The organism is Occallatibacter savannae (assembly GCF_003131205.1).
Taxonomy (GTDB): Bacteria; Acidobacteriota; Terriglobia; order Terriglobales; family Acidobacteriaceae; genus Telmatobacter; species Telmatobacter savannae.
Genome location: NZ_QFFY01000007.1, coordinates 159,912 through 184,652, shown reverse-complemented (window position 1 = coordinate 184,652; position 24,741 = coordinate 159,912). Strand labels below are relative to the sequence as shown.

Below are 24,741 nucleotides of genomic sequence, written 5' to 3'. Positions count from 1 at the left end.
TCGCTTCTCGCTGATCGCGGGTGAAGCTGTGGGGCACAGCTGGGACTTGTAGAACGGCCTCGCTCTGACACTGTCCTGCTATGATTCCGGCGGATCATCGTCAGACATTGTCAGGAGCACGAAATGAAAGCAAGATCGCGCAGAGATTTTTTGAAGGCTGCGTCGGCATCTGCCGCCGCGGTGGCACTTTCAGGAAGCGCCGGTGTGGCTCATGCATTTCAGGGCCGCGGAGAGGTGAAGGTGTGGGGCAGCTATCGCGATAAGCGCCATGCTGCGCTGGCGCCATTGGAATGGAAGAGGCCTGCTGAAGTTGCCGCAGACGCGATTCAACTGGACACGGGTGCGCTGAAGCAGGAGATTCTGGGTTTCGGCGCGGCGATCACGGAGGCTTCGGCGTATGTGCTGAGCCGGTTGAGCGACACGGAGAGAGCACCGGTGATGCACGATCTGTTTGCGCCGGATGCGATGAATCTGAATGTTTGCCGGACCTGCATTGGCGCGAGCGACTACGCTACCAAGGTTTATAGTCTCGACGAGAGCGCGGAGCCTGATCCTGAGCTGAAGAAGTTCTCGCTGGATCACGACAAGCAGTACTATCTGCCGATGCTGCGCGAGGCGCGAAAGGCGAATCCGGAGCTGTTTCTGTTTTCGTCGCCGTGGAGTCCGCCGGGGTGGATGAAGCCGAACAACTCGATGCTGGGCGGGGCGATGCGGGTGCAGAGCTTCGATCCGTATGCGCGGTACTTCGTGAAGTTCCTGGAGGGGTACAAGGCCGATGGTGTCGAGATCAATGCAGTGACGGTCCAGAACGAGACGGACGCTGAGCAGGGTGGGCGCATGCCTGCTTGCCTGTGGGCGCAGGAACAGGAGATGGAGTTCGCGGCGAAGTTTCTGTCACCTGCGATCAAGAAGGCGGGGCTGAACGCGAAGATATGGATACTCGATCACAACTACAGTTTGTGGGGACGGGCGATCGATGAGCTGAGCGATCCGGATGTTTATGACGCGGTGGATGGCGTGGCGTGGCACGGATATGTGGGCGGAGCTTCGGCAATGACGCGCGTGCACGATGCGTTTCCGAAGAAGAACGCGTACTGGACGGAGGGGGGGCCGGATATCACGCAGCCCGATTATCAGACGGATTTTGCGAAGTGGGCGGATCAGTTCAATGGGATTCTGAATAACTGGGCGCGGTCGATTACGGCGTGGAATGTTGCGCTGGATGAGAAAGGGAAGCCGAACATCGGGCCGTTCCCGTGCGGCGGCGTGATCACGATTGAGAACGGTTCACATAAGATCACGCGGAGCGGTCAGTATTGGGCGTTTGCGCATTACTCGCAGCATGTGAAGCGCGGGGCGCATGTGTTTGCGACGAATGCGCTGGGGGAAACGGGTGCGGGATCGGCGGTGTCGCATGTGGGTGTGCGGAATCCGGATGGGAGCTACGTTGTGGTGTTGGCAAATCGGGGCGCGGAGCGGCGGGTTCAGTTGTTGATGGGGGATCAGGCTCTGACGGTGGATGTGCCGGCGGAGTCGGTGCAGACGCTGGGGTGGTCTTGAGAACGGCAGTCTTCAGTTGTCAGTTGTCAGTGGACGAGTTAGCAATCAGCGAGTGGTTGAGAGCGGAGTGCAGAGATGGGGCGGAACTCGGCACAGGGCTTGAGGTGCTCGACTACCATCCCTCTTTTTATTGACAAGAGCAGCAAGTTAGCGCCGCTTCGCGGAGTTAGCGAGTTAGCAAGTTAGCGGGTGGTTGCGAGTGCAGAAGGGTCAGGTCTTAGTCGGAAGTCAAGTTGTAGTCGTCCGATGAGACTTTAGGTTTGCGGCTTCCCATGTCTCCAAAAGAGGGAGACCCTTCGGCGGGCTCAGGGCGGGCTATGGGGCACCCGGCTGTGGGGCGAACGAGGCTACGGCTAGTAGATTTCGTTGGCGGTTTGGGAGGAGTGGATCTTGCCTGATTCGACGGTGAGTTTGTAGCTGATGGCGTCGCCGGCCCAGGACTTGATGTAGAAGTCGGCTCCCGGGGAGACTTTCTGGACGATGAAGGGGCCGTAGGTTAGGGGCTTGCCCTTCTGTAGTGCTCCGGAGGCGCGGTTGGTATCGATGAAGTATGCGGGGCCGTAGCCGACGACATGGGCTTTTCCGTCGGGTTCGAGCAGGACGGCGGCGCGCTCCTGGACTCCGATGCCATGGATGCGGCTGGTGGAATCAGTTTTCGAAGTTTCGTTGAGGCGGGCGAGGAATGTGAGCAGACGGCCCATACGATCTCGGCGGGCGAAGTGCGTGTCAGTGATGATGCCTTTGAGGATCGGGATGTCGAGAAAACCGCGGGCGAGGTTGATTCGCGGACCGAAGGGGTCGGCGAGCGCGGTTTTGCTGTCGAGATTGGGGTCGTCGGGCTCGTCGCCTTCCGCGGAGTAGGCGTACTCGCCGAGGACGGCGAGGCCGGCGCTGGTTCCACCGATTGGCACTCCGCGCTTTATCGCTTCGTTGAGCGCGGTTTGCACCGGAGTGTTCATCCAGAAGTTAATGTAGTTGGCCTGGTCGCCTCCGGCGATGAAGATGGCGGCGGCATGCTTGATGGTGTCGGCCACGAACGGATCGGCTGCTGCTTTGCGATCGGGGATGATGAGGGTGGCGACGGAGTTAAGGCGGCAGATGCCGCGCAAGTAAGCGTTGTACTCGTCGTCGCCGCGCGCGCGGAGGACGAGCATGTCTCCGCCGTTCGCCCGATCGCAGAGGAACTGGAATGCCTGATCGAGGTCGGTGCCGCCGCCCATCAGGGCAAAACCGGGATGCGGATGCGCGGCGATATTCGCCGCTTCACCGGCGCGGAGATAGGTGTACGAGGAGGCCTGCGCGGACGCGAGATAAGCAGCTGCGAGCAGCAGCAGGGAAGCGAAGAAGCGGCGCAGGCGGCTCATCTCCGTAGCTTATTCCAAATGGCTTAACAAGGCCGTAACGGTACGGGTTCCCCTTACCTTCGGTGCGGAAAAAAGCTGGTGTTTCGCGGTCTATAGTTGACCTTGGCGACTCTCCCGATCTTCGACTGACGGCGTGGCACAACGCGAAAAAACAACCCGGCCCATGGTGTGGGAGGACGAAGTTCCCGCGGAACCGCGCTTCCGGCGAGCCCAGGCTAGTGTTCCTGTCGCGAGCCGCGGATTGCCCGGTATGCCGGTGGAGATGGACGATGATGACGAGGACGACCGGGGTCCCGTCCGATCGCGTCCGCGACGTTTTGGGGAAGAGATCAAAAGGCCATGGTGGCGTCCGGCTACGCGGTTGGGACGAATCCTTCTAGCATCGGGCGCTGTGGGTGTGCTCTCCGTCGTGACTGTGTGCGCATACGCGCTGACGAATTTTCTGGAGCACGATGCGCGCTTCCGAATCGCGGGCACTACGAACATACAGGCAGCTGGTCTGGCCGAGGTGAGCCGTGCCGATATGCTTCCCGTGTTTGGGGAAGACATCGGGCGGAATATCTTCTTTGTGCCGCTGAAAGAGCGGCGCAAGCAGCTTGAACAGATTCCGTGGATCGAGCATGCGACGGTCGAGCGCCTTCTGCCGGACCAGATTCGCATCACTGTGGTGGAGCGGAAGCCGATCGCTTTTGTGCGCCAGGGTTCGCAGGTGGAGTTGATCGACGCCAATGGTGTGCTGCTCGCGGAGCCGCCGGCCATGATGTCGCAGCACCATTACTCGTTTCCCGTGGTCACGGGGATCGAGCCGAGGGATCCGGTGACGGGACGGCGGGCGCGGATGGAAGTCTACCAGCGGCTCGTGAGCGAACTGGATTCGAACGGACAGCACCTGTCGGACCAGGTGTCGGAGATCGATCTGCACGATCCGGAAGATGCGCGGGTGCTGATGCCGGAGCAGGGAACGGACATCCTGGCGCATTTCGGCGAGGATCATTTTCTCGAACGCTTCCAACGGTACAAGGCACACATCGCGGAGTGGCGCTCGCAGTATCCCAAGCTGGCCGAAGTCGATCTGCGCTACGACCAGCAGGTGGTGTTGCAGATGACGGATGGCGCACATTCGCTGCCGGGACAGACGGCGAGACTGCAGGAGCCGACTGCGGAGGCGGAGCAGGCAAAACCAAGTCCGGCGAAGACCGAGGCAAGGACGGAGTTGCCACGAGCGCTGGAGTCGAAGCCGGTACAAGCGAGGCCGGTGGTTCAGGCGCGTCCGGCAGAAGCTAAGCACGTTCAGGCGAAGAAGTCTGCTGTTAAGGCGCATGCTGCGGCGAAGACGACGAAAGGGAAGACAGCGAAGAGCAAGGCCGCAGCAAAGAAGCAGGCAAAGCACACATCGACGAAGAAGATTACGAAACCGCACCGCACTACGACCACAGGTTGACGGAAGAGATGAACGAGACACAGGACAACCTGATCGTTGTGCTCGACGTGGGCAGCGCGTGGACGCGGGTGCTGGCGGCGGACGTGAATGAAGGCGCGCTGCGGTATCGGGGGCACGGAGTCGTTGAATCTGCCGGAATGCGCAAAGGGCTGATTTCGGATTTGGGTCCGGCGGCGAAAGCAGTGAAAGCTGCGAACGAAGCGGCGGAGTGGGCGGCTCGGGCCAACATCGATGAGATCGTCGTGGGCATCGGCGGCCCGCATATCCGGGGACTGAATACGAATGGTGGGTTGGATCTCGGTAGCCGCATGCGCGAGATTACGCGCGAAGATGTACGCGCGGCGGTGGAGCGTGCACGCGCAGTGGAGCGGCCGCCGGATCGCGAGATTCTGCACCTGCTGCCAAGACAGTTCATCCTGGACGATCAGCCGGGGATTTTCGATCCGGTGGGGATGGTTGGGGCGAGACTCGAAGTCGACTTGCATATTGCGACGTGCTCCGGCAGTGCGCTGCAGAGTGTAGTGACGTGTGCGAACCGAGCGGGGCTCGAAGTTTCTGAGGCTGTACTGGAGTCGATTGCAGCGGCGGAGTCTACGCTGTCGGCGGACGAGCGGGAGCTTGGCGTGTGCCTGCTGGATATTGGCGCGCACTCGAGCGACCTGGTTGTCTTCTTCGAAGGCGCGGTAGCGCATACGGCTTCGGTGCCTGTGGGGGGAAATCACTTCACCAACGATCTTGCGGTGGGACTGCAGATGCCGACGGCACAGGCGGAAGAGCTGAAACGCCAGTACGGGCATGCGGTGGTCACGGCTGTTCCGATTGAAGCGGAGATCGAGATCAACAATCCTGAGCCGCAACGTCTCGCATTACGCACGCTTGCAGAGATCCTGGAGCCGCGCGCGCGCGAACTTTTGTATTTTGTAAAAGAGAGTCTTCGCAGCGGAGGCGTGCTTGAAGCGCTCGGCGCCGGCTGTGTTCTCACGGGCGGCGGAGCGATGCTGCCGGGGCTGCTGGACGTGACCGAGAGCCAGCTTCGCGTTCCGGCGCGGACCGGGAATCCTGTGCGGCTCTCGAACATGCCCGGCGAGCTAGTTACGCCCAGCTTTTCCACTGCCATCGGAATGCTACTGTATGCACATCGCACCCGTGTGACCCGTGCGGCAGAAAACAACGGCCTGCGCGCGAAACTGCGCGCCATCTTCGCAGCGAGCTTTTAGGGGCAGAGCATCATGTCAATCATCGAGGGGGAGGCACCAGCACCCATGGATCACGAGAACATCGACTCCGAGATTCGCATCCAGTTCCACGAAGAGGGTCCGCGCGGAGCGAAGATCAAGGTAATCGGCGTGGGTGGCGGCGGCGGGAATGCCGTGAACCGCATGATCCAGGCAGGTCTGGAAGGCGTCGAGTTCATCGCGGCGAACACGGATGTGCAGGCGCTGAAGCTATCGCTGGCCCCGGTGAAGCTGCAGCTCGGGGTGAGGTTGACAGCCGGGCTGGGGGCGGGCGCGAATCCGGACGTGGGGCGCCGCGCGGCGCTTGAAGACTCGGAGAAGATTATCGAAGCGCTCGAAGGCGCGGACATGGTGTTCGTGACTGCAGGGCTGGGCGGAGGCACGGGAACGGGCGCTGCGCCTGTGATTGCGTCGCTGGCGAGCGAGATGGGGATTTTGACGGTTGCGGTGATCACGCGGCCGTTTGCGTTTGAAGGCAAGCGCCGTCTGCAGCAGGCCGAGCGCGGGCTGCGGGAACTGCTCGACTCCGTGGACACGATGATTGTGATCCCAAACGAGAAGCTACTGGCCGTGGCGAAGGACGCGGGATTTTTTGAGAGCTTCCGCATTGCGGATGACGTGCTGCGACAGGGTGTGCAGGGGATTTCGGACATCATCATCATTCCGGGCATCATCAATCGAGACTTTGCGGACGTGAAGACGACGATGGCCGGGATGGGGCACGCGGTGATGGGAACGGCGGTGCGGTCGGGCGCGAACAGGGCGATTGAGGCTGCGCAGGCTGCGATGGCTTCGCCGCTGCTGGATGCGGGAGCGATCGACGGGGCGCGGGGAATCCTGATCAACATCACCGGGTCAAGCAATCTGAAGCTGTCTGAGGTGAATGAAGCTTCGACGCTGATTCAGAGTTCGGCGCACGAGGATGCGAACATTATTTTCGGCGCGGTGCTGGATGAGCGGATGGGCGACGAGGTGAAGATTACGGTGATCGCGACGGGGTTTCGCGACCAGATGCCGGAGCGCCGCGCTCGCATGCTGAATGTGGAGGAGATGCCCGTGCTGTCAGTGCCGGTGATGGCTTCGGACAGCTGGATGCGCGAGAAAGCGCCAGCGGTGCCGGCTGCTCCGCCAACTCCGCGCTTTATGAGCGAGGATGACGCGGACGACCAGGAACCAGAGCCAGAGCTGGTGGGGGCCGCTACGCGGTCGAGCCGCGTGGAGATGGCGGAGGAGCCGACATTCACGCCGCTGCCGAGGGACTATGCCTCAGACTTTGGTAACGGTGTCCGGACGCCATCCATTACGGAGGATCATGCTCCGCAGCAGGCGGTAAGTCCTTTAGCTAGCGCCCCGCAGGAAGAAGATCGTGATCTCGACGTTCCCACCTTTATGCGTCGGATGAAGTTCTAACGGACCCTGACCCAAACAGGGGCTTGTCTTCGAAACCGGGAGCTGTATAGTTCATACAAGCTCCCGGTTTTTCTATCAGTTGAAACAGAAGCAGTTTTGATTTCCCCCAGAGATCGAACTCGATCGGTGTCGATCGATTTTTCGATGTGAGCGGTCGGGGCGTTTGAGCCCATTGGGTGACTTTGCTCACAGGCTACGGCCAACGCGTGTGGCATAAGTAAGTTGAACACTTGAAATCAATGCGCCGCCCGAGGGCAGACGCACCGCACGCATTCCATTGTTGAGGGGATTTGCAGGGAATGAGACTGTCTTGCGTTTTTGCCTTGGGACTGGCAGCCACCACTCTGAGCCTTGGCGCCGATGCAGCCGCGGCTCTGGATGTGCAGCATCATAGCCTGCACCACGTCAGCCGCCGTTTGCATGGAGCTGCGCGCACGTCTACCAGCACCTCAGCACACCGCGTTCATGCGGCGACTCCGGCGTTTCATCATGCGACCCTGACGCACCGCAGACACCGTTTCTACGAACGGTTCACTGCGAGCTCGTTCGCGAAGGGCGACATCTTTGGCGGCGACATCACGGCGGGTGAAGATCCGATCGTTCGCCAGGCGGCGATCCATGCGCTCGACGGCATGAATGGCACGGCTGTGGTGATCGATCCATCGAATGGCCGCATTCTCGCGATGGTCAACCAGAAGCTGGCGCTCTCGCCGGGCGCGGAACCCTGCTCGACGATCAAGCTTTCTGTTGCGCTGGCCGCGTTGCATGAAGGGATCGTGACGCGCGATACGCCGGTTCACCTGGCGGGCTTCCGGATGAACCTGACGGATGCGCTGGCGAAGAGCAACAATCTGTATTTTGAAGAGCTCGGCCGCGAGCTTGGGTTTGAGCGCGTGCACCACTACGCGACGGAGTTCGGGCTGGGCGAGCTCGCCGGGTGGAATATCGATGGCGAGCAGCTCGGTGTTTATCCGAGCGAGGCGATTCCGCAGTCGGAAGGCGGCGTGGCCAGGATGTGCAGCTTCGGGCAGGGCGTGTCGATGACGCCGCTGCAGCTCGGGGCGTTTGTAGCGGCGATTGCGAACGGGGGCACGCTCTATTATCTGCAGCACCCGACATCGCCGGAGGAGGTTCTGGCATTCGAGCCGAAGGTGAAGCGCAATCTCGAGATTGCGGGCGATATTCCGAGCCTGCAGAACGGTATGGCTGGTGCGGTGCAATACGGCACGGCGCGGCGGCTGCGCGGCAACTTCCAGGAACTGCCGGTCTTCGGCAAAACCGGGACGTGCTCTGACAAGGGAACGCGGTTTGGGTGGTTCGCGTCGTATTCGACTACGCCGATGGGGAACCTGGTGACGGTGTTCTTCCTCGAGGGAGGACGGCCGACATTCGGTCCAAGAGCGGCGGAGCTGACGGGGGCGTTCTACCGCAATCTTTGGGATCGGAACTATTTCGCGGATAAGAACGTGGAGGCGAGCGCGGGAGCGCAGGCGGAAACGCTGCTGGCTCGGTAGGACTTGGATGGTTGGTTTGGACAAGAGCCGCCTGCTGGCGGCTTTTGTGTTTGGCGCTCCTGGTTTGTGGAGGGGCTGCTTCGCAACGTTGACTTTCGATGAGGGTGCCGTACGACGGCTGCATGGATTCAAGCTGGTGTTGTCAAGGCCGTAGCCGCCCGTCGTAACAGCACCACGCCGTAAGTTCTTCCAAGTCGCCGGTGTTTCTGACACACTGTTCACATTCCCGAACAGCAGGATTGCCCGATCTTTATGTCCGGTTCCGGTTATCGCTTCGGCGATTTTCGACTCAACTGCGACGCCTTCCAACTTCTCCGCAATGGGAGTGAGTTGCGCGTCGAGCGGAAGCCGATGGAATTGCTGATCCTCCTCGTTTCGAATGCGGGGCGGGTGGTCACACGGGCTGAAATAGCGCAACGTCTCTGGTCGAGCGAAGTCTTCGTTGATACCGAGCACGGCATCAATACGGCGATCAGGAAGCTGCGCTACGTGTTACGGGAAGATTCGAATCAGCCGCAATTTATTCAGACGGTGACCGGCGTTGGATACCGGTTCATGGGTCAAGTCGCGCTTGCGGAGGGTTCATCGCAGATCGCTTCGGCTTCCGAAACACCGGAATTGAGTGGCGAAAAAACAGTGGCCGCAGCGAGGTCGGGAAAGCCGCGAACATGGCTGATCTTCAGCACCATGGCGGGTGTGGTGGTAGCAATTCTAGCGTTCGTGATCGGACCGCGTCCGCTCACGGGTCGGATTTTCGGCCGCACTCCGAGTTCGCCCATCCACTCGATGGCAGTGCTTCCGCTGGATAATTTTTCGGGCAATCCTGGCCAGGAGTACCTGGCGGACGGCATGACCGATGAGTTGATCACCATGCTGGCGAAAAACTCCACGCTGAGGATCACCTCGCGTACCTCTGTAATGCAGTTCAAAAGTGCGCGTCAGCCTCTGCCAGAGATAGCGCGTGCCCTTGGTGTGGAAGGAATTCTCGAAGGCTCAGTCTCGCGCTCCAATGGCCGCGTTCACCTGACATTGCAGCTAATTCGAGCGGACGACGACAGTCATATCTGGGCGGAGAGCTATGACCGCGATGCGGGCGAAGCGGTGCATCTGCCGGCTGAGGCGTCACGAGCGATCGCCACATCCCTTCACAGCTATGTTTCTCCGGCAGCGGAGGCAGCCAAAACCATCAACCCCGCTGCGCACGATGCCTACCTACGCGGCCGCTATCTCTGGTGGTCCGGGCAAGCGGACCGTGGCTTTTCTGAGTTCAAGAGAGCGATCGAAATACAGCCGGACTACTCGTCAGGCTGGGCGTGGCTCGCGAACTACTATGGGGCTGGAATGAGTACAGGCGCCCTGAACCCCAAGGAGGTAGGAAGCAGCGAACTGGATGCCGCAACGAAGGCGGTGCAGCTCGACGATGCAGAGCCCGAAGCCCATCTAGCGTTGTGCGCAGCCCTCTTCCTGTCGGAATGGAAGATGGAGCGTGCGGACGCAGAGTGCATGCGGGCGATTCAGCTCGACCCCAAATACGCTGAGGCATACCATTTTCATTCGCGCATACTCAGCTCGCTCGGCCGGCACGATGAGGCTGTTGAGGCACAGAGGAAAGCAACCGAGCTGGACCCCACTGCCCGCCCGGGCGCGATGCCGATGGCTCTGTTGCGAGCCCGGCGGTTCGATGCTGCGATCGAGGACGCGCGGCAAAGACTGGAAGCCTACCCGAATAACGAATCTCTTCTCTGGGATCTATTCGACGCCTACAGAGACAAGGGGATGGAAGAACAGGCGGAGGAGACACTCGAGAGACTGTACCAGCGGTCCGGGGATGAAGAGTCTGCCCAAACCTTACATCAGTTGTACCTAGAGGGCGGTTCTAAAGCTGTGTTGCGCTGGAGAATCCGGGAACTCGAGGATCAGGCAAGGGATCGATACATCTCGCCGGTTGCGATTGCGCTTCTTTATGCACAATTGGGTGACCGCGACAAGACTCTGGCGCTTCTGGAAGAGGGAGTTCGAGGGCACTCTCCGTTCCTTCTCACGTTGCAACTGGATCCTGCGTACGACTTCCTTCACAAAGATGCCCGATACCGTGCGGTTGTGGAGCACGTCGGGCTGTCGGGCGCGAACTAGCCTAAAGCGCCCAGTTCAGCGCTTTGGCCCGGGAGCTGCGAGCACCTTGCCCCGAATTCTGCTGATGAAGGACGGGCTGGCAGAGGGTCTGGTGCGCGCAAAGGGTTGCTAAAGCTTGGCTGGGGCGAGTGACCGAGAAATGCGGAGTAACGAAGGGCAACTGCAGATTCTTCGACTCCGCTACGCTGCGCTCAGAATGACAGTGCGTCGAGGGCGAATCGGAAGTACTGGCACCCGAGGGGACGTTATTTCAAAAAGTGCTCAGGGGCTGAAGCCCACGTCGTTTGGCACGGCTTTCCGTACGACCAAAGTCGTGCCCTGATACGAAGCTTCTCAATGCTGAATTTTCAGCAAGCTGCGAAGTCTTGCCCTATACACCGTCCTTACAGGACTAATTGTCTTCTATCTACGAACCCCGCGCTGAAGGCGCGGGGCTAACTACCTTGGCGCCTGGCGGCGCGTTCCGGCACGACTGATCAGGTTGCTGAAAAATGCGCCGGTCTTGTTAGGACTTATCGAAACCGTCCCGCAGCGGCTAAAGCCGCGCTTTATTTGCACCCCTTATCGGCACAGATAAATCTGTGCCCTTTCAAAACCCAGCCGTTTCGGACTTCTGCAGCAAGCTGTGAAGTCGTGCCCTGATACAAAACTCGCCGAGGCGGGTGAATTGCCGTCGATGCTTGCTTGCTGAACTTTTGGCCCAGCAGTTCTGGATACACGAGCAAAACTTCCTTTGGAGGACAATGCTCCCGCGAGGGGTAAACTTGGCGAACGAACCGTAGACACCGACTATGACAAGCAAGAGGGCTTCGGAATGTCAAAGACGTTGAGAGTTTTGATTACGGGTGCAGCACGCGGCATAGGAATGGCAACCGCTCAGGTACTTGCCGAGCGAGGGCATTTTGTCGTTGCCACTGACGTGGATGCGCTGAGTGAAAGGCAGGGGGGCAGGTCGGAAACTATCGAGGCGCGTGTGCTGGATGTCACCAGCGACGAGTCTGTTGCGCGGTGCCTTGAGGAGGTCGGTTCGCTCGATGCAGTCGTCAACAACGCAGGTATCTCTGGCGGAGGGCCGGTGGAAGGTTATCCACTGGATCGTATCCGTCAGATTTTCGAGGCAAACACGCTGGGAGCGTTGCGCATCATCCAGGGAGTCTTGCCGGCGTGGCGAAAGCGGGGTTCCGGCCTCATCGTCAATGTGTCGAGCGTGAGCGGCCGAGTTGCCTCGCCGCTCGAAGCAGCGTACTGCGCCTCCAAGTTCGCGCTCGAAGCTTTTACGGAGGCCCTGCATGTAGAGGTGGGTCACTTTGGAATACGCTGCGTGTTGATTGAGCCCGGGACCATCATTACCGGCACAAGACCGATCGAGACTCACAGGGGACCGGCCGACTATGCCGGACTGTGGGAGCAGTGGACCGGCGCCCACACGAAAATGACAGGCCCATCCGGTGGAAGCGGACCAGAGGTTGTCGCTTTGGCCATTGCCCGTGCCATTGAAGACCCCGCGACGCCTTTCCGTGTACCGGTGGGCCGGGACGCTGAGATGATATTAGGCTTGCGAAAAAGCCTTGACGATCAGGCCTTCGAAGATGCCATGAGAAAGGCGGTTGGGCTTACTTGGTGATGAGATGCAAGCTTCACTGTCATGTTGTGTCTGGAGATCAATGAGACTGAGGACCAGAAGAATGTTCAGGAGGAGATGGCTTTGTTTCGGGAGGATTATTTCTGATGAGGGATTTACAGTCCATTACGGCCACAAGATTGTCTGCTACTCCGATGAACGCGGCGAATTTCAGATCGGGTACGAAGATGGTCTGCTGTTTGCGGACTCCATTTGCCAGGTCGACCCAGTCAAAGGAATACAGGAAGTTGACACGATTCTAGTTCTGACCCGAGTGCTGCGGGCGCTCAAGTGGGATGGGCAGGAAGCCAGAGTCTTTGGCGAGTGACTGCTTTCGAAGATGATTTGTTCAGAGCACGGGATCGTTATTGCCTTTTTAGGAGACTGACCGGAATCCGATGCTGAGAAGAACCGAGATGATGGAGCCGGGGATTACCTGCGGGGCTTTCGCGGCGAAACTGTCGAAAGTCTTTCTCTCGGCATTGGTCTTGTGTTGCTCTGGATGCTTCCACCACAAGGTTGGGAGCGGAGGGTTCCGTCTCGAAGAGAATGGGGGCGCTCCCATACTTGTCCCAACTGACGATGAAGGTTCCGGTGAAAGTAAGTTTCGGACATCGACGGTCGTCCTTTCAGGTGATTCTGCTGCAACGAAGAATCACGCTCGTGACGACTGCGGGATCAACGGCGAAGTCTTCTCACTTCGTGCGGCGTCGCCTTTTGATTCGAAGCGCTGGGTTGTGCGAAGCCCGAGCGTTTCCGGTTGGAATGCTGTTGCCGGCCAGATCGATGTTGACTCGCATTGGAAAAGCTTCGCGCGCGGCATCGCACGCATGAACGAGGAGGGCTGTTTCCCTGGGGGACTCAGCTCGCTGCAGATTCGAATAGCGATTGCACAGAGAATTCCGCTGCCGGCGGATGAAGTCCCACTGTTCTTCTATTCGGACCGGCGGATCGGATTCGCCGACCTAGCGCCCGGAATGCAATTGAGACTCGAGCGGTTCGTTCGAACTGCAAAGTCAGTCACGGCGGAGGGTCCCCCCAGACAGTGGGTAGCGAGATACGACGTGATCTCCCGGCCCGGGGAAGGAGTCGGGCTGAAAATGACAGGGAAGCCACTGAGGGGTTCTGGCGGTGAGTTGGGGTCGGAAGATAAGGAACTGCTCTCGCTGTCGCAGCGCTTCACTCATACTCCGGTTTTGCGGCTGTTTCTGGAAGGAGTCTACGGAGCCGGAAAAGTTTCCCACGGAATGCTCATTGGTGCGCAGAACCAGGAACAGCTCGACGCATTGGCCGGTCTCATCGAGCAAAGCGATCCAGCGAAGTGCGTGAGTTTCCAAGACACAGTTTGCACTGAGTTTCCGCTGGGCTCGCTAACTTTGTCTTCGCGGGTATGGATTGATGGGCACCCGACATCGTGCCTGTTCGGGGAGTCTCTTGAGGGTTGCCTTCGATCTCTACCACCGTCGAAGCGGAGGGTCACACTAGAGCGGGCAAAGGTATTTCGACGCGTGGCTTCGGATCGTTACGCACAGATTTATTTCTCAAACCACAAGGACGGCGCTGCGCAGCTACGTCTGCTGCCCGGAGACAGAATCGAATCGCGGCACTAGCGAGCGCTCCGGCCCAAGATTCCGCAACCGATTGAGCTCTGGATCATCGGATACACTGAATGTCTCCGGAGGGGCTTCCCGCCGCGAGCGAATCCCTGCTCTCTCGGAAATTGCTATGCCGCTGCCTGAACACATCCTTCTGACGTACGGGTATCTATTGCTGTTCGGATGGGTGCTGGTGGAGCAGTTCGGGATTCCGCTGCCGGCGACACCGGTGCTGCTGACCGCGGGAGGGCTGTCTGCGGATCATCAGCTGAGTTTTGGAGCAGCGCTGGGCGCGGGTCTGGCGGCGTGCCTGGTTGCAGACACCACATGGTTCATCATCGGCCGGCGGTACGGGCATCACGTGCTGCGTATCCTCTGCAAGCTGTCTATGGAGCCGACCATCTGCGTGCGGCGGACACAAGACTCGTTTTCGCGCAATCGCAGCCTGATGCTTGTCTTCGCGAAGTTTGTTCCGGGGCTGGCTACGCTGGCCGCACCGGTGGCGGGCGAGAACGGCATGAGCCTGCCGACGTTTCTGCTTTTCGACGGGATTGGGGCGTTTCTGTGGCTCTCGGCGCTGCTGGGGGCTGGGCGGATCTTCGGAGACGCGCTGAAACGCGATCCAAGCCTGCTGGACTGGGCAGGACGTTTTTCGGGCGCGCTGGTGCTGCTGGCGATTGCCGGGTGGTTTACGTGGCGTCTCTACCGGCGGCGGATGGTTCTGCGCAAGCTGGTGCAGTCGCGGCTGGAGCCGCAGGAACTGAAGGCGCAGCTGGACGCCGGGGAACTGGTGTACATCGTGGATCTGCGGCATCCGCTGGAGCTCCTTGCCGAGCCTTACACGCTGCCGAGCGCAATGCACTTCTCGCCGGATGCGCTTACCGCGCGGCATCTGGAGATTCCGCGGGATCGGGATGTCGTGTTGTTCTGCACTTGCCCCAGTGAGGCGACGGCGGCCAAAACTGCGATGACGCTGCACAAACTGGGCATCGAACGGGTGCGTCCGCTGCGAGGCGGCTTCGACGAGTGGAAGAGGCTGGGCTTCCCGCTGGATGAGGTACCTCCGGTGCAGAACGTGGTGCCGGTTTCGAAGGTAGGCTAGTTGCTGGCCGGCAGTAGCCAGTAGTTAGTAGCCAGTAGCCAGTAGCCAGTAGCCAGTAGCCAGTAGCCAGTAGCCAGTTGTCAGTCGTCAGCTCTCAGCTCTCAGCTTTCAGCCGTCAGTGTGTTGTGAGTCTCGAGTGGCCGGGCTTACGCCGGCTTACTATCTCCTTCCTACCCCTGCTCCCTTGTTTTTGCGCATCCTATTTAGAAGCAGTTGCGCCACCCCGGGAGCCCCGCATGAACGGTTCACCAACCGCACGACTTTTGACGCAGCTCTGGTTTCTGACTGTTGCCGTACTTGCTGTTGCGGTCTTGTTTCTGGCCAAGGTTCTGTTGCTGCCGCTGGGGATTGCCGTACTGTTTGCGTTTCTGCTGGCGCCGGTGGTGGCGCAACTGGAGCGCCTGCGCCTGCCCCGGCCGGCTGCGGCCCTGATCGTTATCTTTGGGTTTTCGGCGCTGCTGCTGGTGGCGGCGTGGACGATCTTTACGCAGATCGTCGCGATTGCGGATGACCTGCCGACCTATCGCGACAACATCACTGCCAAGTTTGAGGCGCTACACCGGCCGAGCAATTCTGCGATCGGGCACGTGCAGCACGAACTGGAGAAGCTGTCGAATGAACTCGGCATCATGAACGCGACGGCTACTGCTGCTCTGCAATCGCCGAAGAAGGTTCAAGAGAAGCCGATCGGAACGACACCTGAACATCCGCTGCAGGTGCGCGAGGTGGGCCGGCCGACGGGTCGTCTGGACCAGCTGGGCGGGATTGTGGAGCCGCTCACAACGGTGTTCCTCGCGGTCGTCTTCACGTTTTTCGTCTTGTTGCAGAGGGAGGACCTGCGCAACCGGCTCATACGGTTGTCGGGCGATCGCAATCTATCGCTGATGACACAGGCGATGCGCGATGCCTCGCAGCGCATCTCGCGCTACTTTCTGCTCCAACTGGCTGTGAATCTGGTTTACGGAACGGTTGTTTGCGTGGCGCTGTACTTCATTGGACTGCCGCATGCGCTTTTGTTCGGGGCGCTCGCCACGTTGTGCCGCTTCGTTCCCTACATCGGAGCTCCGGTGGCGGCGCTGACTCCGACGTTCCTGTCGGTTGCTGTCTTTCATGGATGGGAGCACACCGTCCTGATCCTTGCGCTGTTCTTTGTTTTGGAAGTGGTGACGGCGAATTACGCGGAGCCGCATATTTATGGACGGCACACGGGACTGTCGTCGCTGGCGGTGCTGATCGCGGCGGCGTTCTGGACGCTGATCTGGGGACCGGTGGGGCTTGTGCTGTCAGTGCCGCTGACGGTGTGCCTGGTGGTGATGGGCAGCCACGTTCCGTCGCTCGAGTTTCTCACTGTGCTGCTGGGTGACCAGCCGGCGATTCCGCCGTACACGTGTTTTTATCAGCGGCTTCTGGCACATGATGAGCGCGAGGCATCGAATCTTCTTTTCAAAATGTTGAGCAGCGAGCCCCTGGTGACGGTGTACGACTCGATTGTGATTCCGGCTCTAACGCTTGTCGAGAAAGATCGACAGCAGGGCGATCTGGACGACTCGACGATGGCGTTCATTCGGAACACGACGGGCGAGCTGGTGGAGGAGCTGGGATTTCGGGCTACGGAAGAACAGGCTGCCAGTGAGAGTGGCCAAAATGCGTCTGTGAATACGGCAGACGACGAGGGTGGGAGGATCGCCGAGGATCAAGCGAGACGGGTGGATAGAGTTGCGTTGGCATCAACGGGGCAGACACAACGGTCGCACGCTTCCGATCATGGGGACTCGAATCGTACGGTGGCCGTGGTGGTGCCGGTGCGCGACGGGGCCGACTCCCTGGTTGCGACGATGCTGACGCAGGTGCTGAACCTGAGCGGGGTAAATGCGGTCTCGCTGCCGGTGCGCGCGATTCACGAGACGGTTGAGGCAGTGGCAAAACAGAGGCCTGCGATCGTCTTCTTTTCGGGGATGCCGCCGGTGGCAATGGCGCGGGCAAACCGGCTCTATCGCAGCCTGCGCAGCGGTACTGGCGATGAGGTGCGAGAGAACCCTCTGCGAGCGAATGCAACGGAGAAGGAAGGGTGGAATGGCAATTTCAGAATCGTAGCAGGCATCTGGAATCTGACGGACGATCCGACGAGGGCGGCGCACATGATTACACGAAGCGAGGAGCTTCATATTTCAACTTCGCTCGCCGATGCGGTAGCTCAAGCAATGTCGCTGGCGGGTGATCGGCCCGCAGTGCCGGAGCCGCTGGATGCGAGCCCTCAGCTGGTGGCCGCGCCAAAGGATACGGCTGCGTAGGAATCGGTCTTGCCGTGTTTGGTGATTGGCGAGGCGGCAGTGCGAGTTGTGAAGATCGACTACTAGTCGAATACTGGCCGGCTACTGGTCCTGGTCTTTAACGCCGGAGTTGTGATCGCTGGCGCTGCCGGCGTAGACGACTACGATTTTGCGGTCGGCACCGTCGAGGTCGTCGACTTCGTTTTTTATGATCTTGTTGGTCAGGGGATCCCTTACTGCCTCGAGATCTGCGAAATAAATAGTCGTAATTGTAAGCATGTACGGACCTCTTTCTCTTGCGTCGCGCGGCCCACTGCGAACTACCAACAAACCTTTACCTCATTTGACCCCTTAGCGTGAGAAGAAGATGCACGCACATAGAAATTTTCCAGCAGGGGGCCCGGAGCGCTCGTTGCGTTTTCGCAACGAGCGCGGGAATCATCCGTTCAAGTTCTTGTGCGCGGGCAAGGGTGCGATGCGAAGGCCGTCATCGCGCCGGGGCCGTTCTAGTTCTCGTTATGGCCGTTTCCCTTTGTGCCCTGATAGATGCCGAGGAATTCGCGGTCGTCCATGGGAACCTTGGGTTCGATGTTCTGCTCGGCGGGTTCCTGTGCGTTGAGCTTCTTCGCAGTGTCTAATTCCATCGAATAAATCGTTGTCACGATCAACATAGTTTTAACCCTTCTTCTGTAAGTCCAGCTTTATTGCTTTAAGCCTTGCTCTAAACTCCTGCTGATTGGAACACGGAGGGGCGGGGAAAGATGCAGAGAATGGGGAAATTAGTTTGGGGCGGGGGGACGAGGGACTAGCGACTAGGGACTAGGGACGAGGGACTAGGGACGAGGGACTAGGGACTAGCGACTAGTGAGTAGTTGTGAGGGACGAGGGGCTTGGGCCAGAGGACTAGAAGACTAGAGCTGTTGGGGTTAGTCGATGGGCTCGATGCGGTTTTTGCCTTCGTACATGCTGACCAGCTCGCGGACGTCCTGCAGGGCGCTCTTGTCGTCGGCGAGAAGGAACTCGTCTTCGAGGAGTTCGGGGATTGCGCGGGGGCCTTTGATTTCTGCAACGAATACGGATGTGAGAACTACCATTGCCTACCTCAACAACTCAACATTGGACTCCAAGCGAGCGGAAAGAGTGGCCAGCTTGAAGGAAAATTAATCGTGCAGATCCCAGAATGAGATTCAGGTATTTCTCTGTTCCAAATCGGCGATCTTTTCTTTGATAACGCGTTTGAGGTCGAGCATGCGGGGCGTCTGGTAACCCTGGGTTTCGAGCTTTCTGAGGGTTGCGCGCAACATGCCCAGAAGGTCCTGAGGGAGCGGATCTGCTGGCCGATCTTCTTCCTGGGAGTACGGCATTTCTACTTCGCCTCAAGACGAGGGGAGAGCATCGCACGAGGCGGAAAACGCAGCGCACTCTCTGCGTGGCGGATGCGGAGCTCGAGGTGGTTGCGGATCGCCGCCACGGATGCCGAGTCGCCGATATCAGCCGTTGACTCGAAGTGAGAGAGGCTGGCGCGCAGGGCAGCGAGCTGATCCAAGGGAGAGGGGGAGGCTGGTTTCATGGGACGAACTTGATACTGCCATGCATTTCGCCTGTGTAAAGTGATTTACATCACTCATACAGGTCGTTTTGGGGTACGCGTGTCAGGGCGGCATCTATTTCGAAATGCCAACTCGTAAAACAGCTACCGCTCGAGGCCGTTCCAAGACAACTGCTAAAACCCGGACTGGCGCTGTTACGAAGCGCAAGGCCTTAAGGCATGGTGCCGAGAAGGATCCGAACGGCGGTCTGACCGCCGAGGGCCGCAAGGCATTTGCCCGCAAAGAGGGGTCACACCTACGGCCCGGAGTGAAGGGTCCGGCGGATACTCCGGAGAAGATGCGTAGGAAGGGATCTTTTCTGCGGCGACACTTTGCTCATCCGCGCGGGCCGATGCAACGGGACGGGGAACCGACGCGGCTTGCTCTCTCGGCCCATGCGTGGGGAGAGCCGGTGCCGAAGACACTTGCGGATGCCCGTAAGCTGGCAGCCAAGGGAAAGAAGCTGCTGGAGCGATATCACCGGGCGAAGGGCGTGTGAGGGGACTGCTTTTCTGAAGCGCATTCGCTGAACCTTACTTGTTTCGTTCGGCAGTTTGGCTGCCTTTATGAAACCGTGCGCGCTTCGGTTCCATCCAAGGGAGTGCCATGACCACTACGACTGCTACGACCGCCAAGCCTGATCTGCGTCAACTAGGTAACTCGGACCTTCACCTTACGCCCGTCGGCTTTGGAGCCTGGGCGATCGGCGGAGGGAACTGGGAGTTTGCCTGGGGCCCGCAGGACGACAACGACTCTGTCAATGCGATTCGCCGGGCGCTGGATCTCGGCGTGAACTGGATCGATACCGCGGCCATTTACGGATTGGGGCACTCAGAAGAGGTAGTCGCCAAGGCGTTGAAGGGCAGCAGCCATAAGCCGTATGTGTTTACGAAGTGCTCCATGCGTTGGCATGAGGATCGCAGCATTTATCGATCGCTGAAGGCAAAGTCGCTGGAAGAGGAGCTGAATGCATCGCTGCGGCGACTGAACGTGGAGACGATCGACCTGTACCAGATTCACTGGCCAAATCCAGAGGCTGAGATTGAAGAGGGCTGGACCGCGCTGGCGAAGTTCAAAGAGCAAGGGAAGATTCGATACATCGGAGTTTCAAACTTCAATGTCGAGCAGATGAAGCGGGCGCAGAAGATCGCGCCGATCACGAGTCTGCAGCCGCCTTACTCGATGCTGCGGCGGGCGATTGAAGAGGAGATCCTGCCGTTTGCGAAGGAGAACAATATCGGAGTGATCAATTATTCGCCGATGCTGTCGGGCATGCTGACGGGGAAGATGACGCGCGAGCGAGTGGCGTCGATGCCTCAGGACGACTGGCGGAGACGGGCACCGGAGTTCAATGAGCCGCGGCTGTCGCGGAATCTGCGGCTGGTCGAGGTGCTCAGGGAGATCGGCCGGACGCACAATGTCGAGCCGGGCGTGGTGGCGGTGGCGTGGACGCTGCACCATCCCGCGGTGACGGCTGCGATTGTGGGAGGGCGGAGCGCGGAGCAGGTGGAGGGAATTGCACCAGCGCTGCACTTCCGCATCTCGGAAGACGAGTACCAGCGGATCAACCAGTTCCTGGCGGAGAATCCGGCGTGATACGGATTCGCGGTTGCGAGTTCGGCGGAAAAGCGAAAGCCCCAGCCAATCGGCCGGGGCTTTTGCATTGGGAGAATGCGAGAGTTACATCGCAGCGACGAAGTCGGGAACCATGACCGCAGCGCTTTCCTGCAGGAGCTGGGTCATTCTTGCTGCCATGCCCGTGTACATAGAGGCGGCGCGGAAGGCATTGACGCGGACACCTTCGCTGGCCTGCGTGAATGCATACTGCGCGAGAGCCATGAGGACGCAGAGCCTGATCTGCATTGCGTCACTGCGGAGGGTTGCGATGAGCACGCGATCGACGTTTTCGCAGTTGCGGCCGGCAAAGTCGGCCATCTCAAGCATGACCCGGGCGTTCTGATACATCGCCCAGAGGCCGTGGGGTCCGTGCATGCGCGTCCAGGTGTCTTCAGGGGTGGAGGTCAGGCCCTCTTTCCAGAGGAACTGATCGCTCAGTTCGCGCGCGCTCCAGTCCGGCCTGAGCTTCGCCATGAGCGACTCCCAGGTTTCGGCCTGACGGCGACGAGCATTGAGCCGCCAGTAGCCTAGATACGCAGCAACCAAGACAACAACACTTACTTCAAGCAGCGGGAAGATCATTTAGTAGCCCCTGACCCGGTCTTTGGTAACACTGATGTACTTCCGTCCTTGACCGGACGTGTTCTGACTGGTTCTTCCACTTCTAACAGAAAAAACACGATTTGTGGACGGATTTCTGCCATGTCCCGCCATTTTGTCCCAACCGTGGTAATCCGTTTTTATGGTCACATGAGTAACTTAGAGTAACTATCGTCCAGAGTAAATGACACTTTCGAGTGTCGGCGTGCCACTCTGAGGTCGGGCGTAAGAGGTTGAAAAAATTGCGGTTTGGCGGGAACGGGAAGAGAGGTTTGGGAGAGGGACTGCGGCGCTCCCACGCCTGTGGGAAACCGGGAGGGGTTATTCTCAGTCTTTTTTGGTGAAATCGCGGGAGTTGCGCCTGGTGAAGTCGCGGGAATCGCGCATGCCCACCCGGGTGGTGCGGGCGGTTCCGGCGAGAGCGAGGAGGAAGTTCTCCATCTGGGGGGTGAATTCGCGGCGTTCCCGGACCTTTTGAGCGAAGCTGACCAACCAGTAGAGCATCGCAACGATATAACTGCCGGCCTGTATCTGATCGAACAGATGATAGGTATTTCGGGCGTCGTCGGTGGCAGCGCCTACGTGCATTTTGAAGAAGGTCGTAGAGAGACTTGCGAGCGCGAAGATGCCGAGACCGGTGCCGATTTGCAGTTCGCGATCGCGCCAGCTCAGCGAGAGCCATTGGCTGCATCCTGCAAGCGCGAGGAAGAAGACGATGGGAAGCACTGCCATCGCTGTATCGAAGTGGACCTGGAGTCTACTGGCGGGAGTGAGGGTTGCGAGGCCGGGCGGTTTGGCAAAAGGCCAGATGATCGCAAAGGCGACGGCGAGAATGACAAAGACGGCGAAGACGCTCCAGGAAGGCAGGGACGAGCGAATCGGGCTCAGCACCGACATGGACAATTCAACGAGGACACAGAACATGAATGCCCCATCGATAATGTCGGCAATGACAAAGACTTTCTGGAGCGCGTCGTCAGAGTAGTGCCCGGTGAGAGCAAGAGTGGCTCCGGTCAACAACAGGAGCCATATGAGGTAGGAAAAGAAGAGGGGAAGTTTTTTGTAGAACTTTCTGAAGATCAGCAGGCCAATGACCATCGCCTGAACAGTTAGAGTGAGGTATTCGAGCTTGGTGTCCAGGGTCATCGTCTGCCTTTATCGACGCAGCATCGACAGAGGATCAGCTTCAGGTTAACAGTCCCTGGTGTCGTTCACGTTTGAAAACTAAACGTTGGTCACCAACTTCGAACCCAACCAGCAATCAGGACTGCGAAGGATTTGCCGGAATTGGTTTTGGGCTTGGGATACCCGGGATGAAGCTTGAGTCCGGATTTGCCGGAATCGGCTTCGGGCTCGGGATACCCGGAATGAAGCTTGAGCTCGGATTTGCCGGAATCGGCTTCGGGCTCGGGATACCCGGGATGAAGCTCGTGCTCGGGCTGGCCGGAATCGGCTTGGGGCTCGGGATGCCGGGAATGAACGAGGTGCCCGGATTCGCTGGGATCGGCTTAGGGCTGGGAATCCCTGGAATCATTGAGTTTGGAACAGGACGCGTGGTAGGCGCTGCAGCCGCGGTCAACGCGGAGACAGCAAAAGCCGAACCAAGAGCCACGCATGAAACTTTCAACCATGGGCGCATTCGGATATTCCTCAACTGGAAACAGAAACCTGCAGCAACACTAACTGAAAAGGGGATGCCCGGTACAACAAAAGTACTGAAGTTACTCCAAAAAAAGTTGAGATATCGTTTACTTATACCGCTATATGGGAAAACCCATGAAACGGTGGCCAGAACGTCACGTTACCACCTGCGGCTGAGGATGGTGGAACTTGGGTACAATTCTCACCAACCTGAACTGGAGGGCGGTGACCGCCCGAGGTGCCCTAGCTTGATCCCCAAATTTCGTAGCCAATTTAATGAAAAGTACGTGCCGGAGGCGTACGGCCGACTGCTGGGGCTGCTGGCCGAGCACTGCGGAGGGCCGGTGCAGTTCCGCGTGGCGGAGACGCCGATTTTTGTGCCGAAGGCGATGCTCGACGAGATGGCGGGTCTGGGCGGTGCGATGGCGAAGCAGCTGATGGAGGACGCCGAATATCTTGCTGGAGCGGGGCGGGCGATCCCGGCCGGATTCGACGTAGCGGGCCAGACGGCGCATCCACACTTTCTGACGGCGGATTTCGCCCTTATCCGGAACTCGACGGGGGAACTGGCTCCGAGGCTGGTGGAGATTCAGGCGTTTCCGTCCGTGTTCGCGTACCAGGTGGAGCTCTGCGCTGCGTACCGTAAAGTGTTCGGGCTGCCGGAGTCGCTGAAGGTCTATCTGGGAGGGCTGAGCGAAGAGACGTACTGGGATCTTCTGCGACGGACAGTTTTGGGCGACCGTGACCCGGAGCACGTTGTGCTGACGGAGGTCGATCCGCTGCATCAGAAGACTTTCCCGGATTTCGAGCTGACCCGGCGCCGGCTGGGTATCTCGGTCGTGGACATCAGTTCGCTTGAGCCGCAGGGGAACAAGCTCTTCTATCGCGACGCGGCGGGGAAGCGGATCCCGATCGAGCGAATCTACAACCGAGCGATTGCGGACGAGCTGATTTCAAGGGGAATCGAGTTGCCGTTCGATCTAGCGCAGGAGTGGGAGGTTGAGTGGGCGGGGCATCCGAACTGGTATTTCCTTATTAGTAAATATTCGATCCCGTTTCTGTCACAGTCGAGAGGTTTCCCGGAGGTGCCGCCGGCGTGCTTTTTGGATGGGTTTCTGGCCGGGCCGGGCGAGGACTTTCTGAGGTCGCGCGGGGTGGATTTGGGGACTGGCTCCGAGGCGGAGCGGGGATACGAGAGTCTGCTGCTGAAGCCGCTTTTCTCGTTTGCGGGGAAGGGCATCGAGTTTTCGCCTACGCGTGCGCGGCTGGAGGCGATCACCCAGGAAGAGAGGAAGAACTATATCCTGCAGGAACGGATGCACTTCGAGCCAACGATTGAGACGCCGTTTGGACGGACCCAGGCGGAGATCCGGATACTGTATTTGTGGCCGGATGGGGGCGAGCTAACGCCGGCGATTTCGCTGGTCCGACTGGGGCGCGGGAAGATGATGGGAGTGGACCACAACAAAAATCAGGAGTGGGTGGGTGGTTCGGCGGCTTTTTATGTATGATGGCGGAGCGTAAGTTGCTGGTTTTGCCTGTTCGGTCTTCGATGCCGGCCCCCTCGGCAGAGTTACCTATCCGATTACCACTTTTAAACTTTCGTGCTCTGGGTTTTGCCAGTAAAGATGTATACATTCAGCAGTGGTAGAAAAAGCGGAAAAGGAAATCGCATGATGGAGATATCAAAGACGACGCCCTCCGAGGAGCAGGAGAAAACAGGACACGCTAACTTCCTGAAAGAAGTTCGCTGTGCCGTTCGCTTTCCGCTTTCCCTGCCTGTCGAATTGTCTGAGGACAAAACGCACGAAGCACCGGCAGTGACGCGCAACGTTTCAGCGAACGGAGTGCTGCTTGAACTGAGCGGTCCGATCGATGTGGGACAGGAACTTGACTTCCATTTGAGGATGCCCGGAAGTGTGCTGGGCACTCCCCAGGATGTGTTAGTTCACTGCAGAGGACGTGTGGTACGCTGCTCCTTAAGCCAAAGTCATTATCAGGCTGCTGCCACGATCGATGAGTATCATTTTGTGGAGCAGTAAAGCGGCC

At 59.1% G+C, this 24,741-nt stretch carries 22 protein-coding genes; 14 read left to right on the top strand and 8 right to left on the bottom strand.

From position 1 onward, the window contains the following. The first annotated feature begins 123 nt into the window (after positions 1-123). Positions 124-1,560, top strand: coding sequence for a glycoside hydrolase family 30 protein (locus tag DHV10_RS23320; RefSeq protein ID WP_109488824.1), 1,437 nt, complete (start codon positions 124-126; stop codon positions 1,558-1,560). Positions 1,561-1,913: 353 nt separating this feature from the next. Here the strand turns inward: DHV10_RS23320 and DHV10_RS23315 are convergent, their stop codons facing one another. Then, positions 1,914-2,924: a cyanophycinase gene (locus tag DHV10_RS23315; protein WP_109488823.1), complete on the bottom strand. Its 1,011-nt coding sequence runs from the start codon at positions 2,922-2,924 to the stop codon at positions 1,914-1,916. 133 nt (positions 2,925-3,057) lie between these two features. Between DHV10_RS23315 and DHV10_RS23310 the strand changes: the two genes are divergently transcribed. From DHV10_RS23310 to DHV10_RS23265, 9 genes are all read left to right on the top strand, one after another. After that, positions 3,058-4,365 carry a cell division protein FtsQ/DivIB gene (locus DHV10_RS23310; RefSeq protein ID WP_162601825.1) on the top strand — a complete coding sequence of 436 codons (1,308 nt, stop codon included), beginning with the start codon at positions 3,058-3,060 and terminating at the stop codon, positions 4,363-4,365. Between the two features lie 8 nt (positions 4,366-4,373). Continuing rightward, positions 4,374-5,582 (top strand): cell division protein FtsA, encoded by a 1,209-nt coding sequence (gene ftsA / locus DHV10_RS23305; RefSeq protein WP_109488905.1) that lies wholly within the window; start codon positions 4,374-4,376, stop codon positions 5,580-5,582. A gap of 45 nt (positions 5,583-5,627) precedes the next feature. Further along, the gene (ftsZ, locus tag DHV10_RS23300; protein ID WP_239462001.1) at positions 5,628-7,010 is read left to right on the top strand and encodes a cell division protein FtsZ; all 1,383 of its coding nucleotides are present in this window, start codon (positions 5,628-5,630) and stop codon (positions 7,008-7,010) included. Positions 7,011-7,309: 299 nt separating this feature from the next. Continuing rightward, positions 7,310-8,524, top strand: a complete 1,215-nt coding sequence (locus tag DHV10_RS23295; protein WP_109488821.1) for a penicillin-binding transpeptidase domain-containing protein — start codon at positions 7,310-7,312, stop codon at positions 8,522-8,524. Positions 8,525-8,776: 252 nt separating this feature from the next. Further along, entirely contained in the window at positions 8,777-10,657 is a 1,881-nt protein-coding gene (locus DHV10_RS23290; RefSeq protein WP_109488820.1) for a winged helix-turn-helix domain-containing protein, read from the top strand. An 814-nt stretch (positions 10,658-11,471) separates the two neighbouring features. Then, positions 11,472-12,281, top strand: coding sequence for an SDR family oxidoreductase (locus DHV10_RS23285; RefSeq protein WP_162601824.1), 810 nt, complete (start codon positions 11,472-11,474; stop codon positions 12,279-12,281). 61 nt (positions 12,282-12,342) lie between these two features. After that, positions 12,343-12,606, top strand: coding sequence for a hypothetical protein (locus tag DHV10_RS23280; protein WP_109488818.1), 264 nt, complete (start codon positions 12,343-12,345; stop codon positions 12,604-12,606). 1,397 nt (positions 12,607-14,003) lie between these two features. Next, positions 14,004-14,975 (top strand): VTT domain-containing protein, encoded by a 972-nt coding sequence (locus DHV10_RS23270; protein ID WP_109488816.1) that lies wholly within the window; start codon positions 14,004-14,006, stop codon positions 14,973-14,975. A gap of 236 nt (positions 14,976-15,211) precedes the next feature. Next, complete coding sequence (locus DHV10_RS23265; RefSeq protein ID WP_109488815.1) at positions 15,212-17,266, top strand: AI-2E family transporter; 2,055 nt, start codon at positions 15,212-15,214, stop codon at positions 17,264-17,266. Between the two features lie 81 nt (positions 17,267-17,347). On the opposite strand, the gene DHV10_RS27365 is transcribed toward DHV10_RS23265, so the two are convergent. From DHV10_RS27365 to DHV10_RS23260, 5 genes are all read right to left on the bottom strand, one after another. Continuing rightward, positions 17,348-17,524, bottom strand: coding sequence for a hypothetical protein (locus DHV10_RS27365; protein ID WP_162601823.1), 177 nt, complete (start codon positions 17,522-17,524; stop codon positions 17,348-17,350). A gap of 227 nt (positions 17,525-17,751) precedes the next feature. Then, the gene (locus tag DHV10_RS27360; RefSeq protein WP_162601822.1) at positions 17,752-17,889 is read right to left on the bottom strand and encodes a hypothetical protein; all 138 of its coding nucleotides are present in this window, start codon (positions 17,887-17,889) and stop codon (positions 17,752-17,754) included. A 282-nt stretch (positions 17,890-18,171) separates the two neighbouring features. Then, complete coding sequence (locus tag DHV10_RS27355) at positions 18,172-18,339, bottom strand: hypothetical protein (protein WP_162601821.1); 168 nt, start codon at positions 18,337-18,339, stop codon at positions 18,172-18,174. Positions 18,340-18,432: 93 nt separating this feature from the next. After that, entirely contained in the window at positions 18,433-18,609 is a 177-nt protein-coding gene (locus DHV10_RS27350) for a hypothetical protein (RefSeq protein WP_162601820.1), read from the bottom strand. A 2-nt stretch (positions 18,610-18,611) separates the two neighbouring features. Continuing rightward, positions 18,612-18,815: a hypothetical protein gene (locus tag DHV10_RS23260; RefSeq protein WP_162601819.1), complete on the bottom strand. Its 204-nt coding sequence runs from the start codon at positions 18,813-18,815 to the stop codon at positions 18,612-18,614. Between the two features lie 104 nt (positions 18,816-18,919). Here DHV10_RS23260 and DHV10_RS27875 point away from each other — a divergent pair, with 104 nt between their 5' ends. Together DHV10_RS27875 and DHV10_RS23250 are read left to right on the top strand one after the other, a co-directional pair. Further along, entirely contained in the window at positions 18,920-19,333 is a 414-nt protein-coding gene (locus tag DHV10_RS27875; protein ID WP_239462000.1) for a DUF6321 domain-containing protein, read from the top strand. 107 nt (positions 19,334-19,440) lie between these two features. Next, positions 19,441-20,430, top strand: a complete 990-nt coding sequence (locus DHV10_RS23250) for an aldo/keto reductase (RefSeq protein ID WP_109488813.1) — start codon at positions 19,441-19,443, stop codon at positions 20,428-20,430. A gap of 84 nt (positions 20,431-20,514) precedes the next feature. Here the strand turns inward: DHV10_RS23250 and DHV10_RS23245 are convergent, their stop codons facing one another. Together DHV10_RS23245 and DHV10_RS23240 are read right to left on the bottom strand one after the other, a co-directional pair. Next, positions 20,515-21,033: a hypothetical protein gene (locus tag DHV10_RS23245; protein ID WP_109488812.1), complete on the bottom strand. Its 519-nt coding sequence runs from the start codon at positions 21,031-21,033 to the stop codon at positions 20,515-20,517. Positions 21,034-21,378: 345 nt separating this feature from the next. Continuing rightward, complete coding sequence (locus DHV10_RS23240; RefSeq protein ID WP_109488811.1) at positions 21,379-22,197, bottom strand: hypothetical protein; 819 nt, start codon at positions 22,195-22,197, stop codon at positions 21,379-21,381. A gap of 743 nt (positions 22,198-22,940) precedes the next feature. Between DHV10_RS23240 and DHV10_RS23235 the strand changes: the two genes are divergently transcribed. Together DHV10_RS23235 and DHV10_RS23230 are read left to right on the top strand one after the other, a co-directional pair. Beyond that, positions 22,941-24,203, top strand: coding sequence for an ATP-grasp domain-containing protein (locus DHV10_RS23235; protein ID WP_109488904.1), 1,263 nt, complete (start codon positions 22,941-22,943; stop codon positions 24,201-24,203). A gap of 117 nt (positions 24,204-24,320) precedes the next feature. Next, positions 24,321-24,734 carry a PilZ domain-containing protein gene (locus tag DHV10_RS23230; RefSeq protein ID WP_109488810.1) on the top strand — a complete coding sequence of 138 codons (414 nt, stop codon included), beginning with the start codon at positions 24,321-24,323 and terminating at the stop codon, positions 24,732-24,734. Positions 24,735-24,741 lie beyond the last annotated feature (7 nt).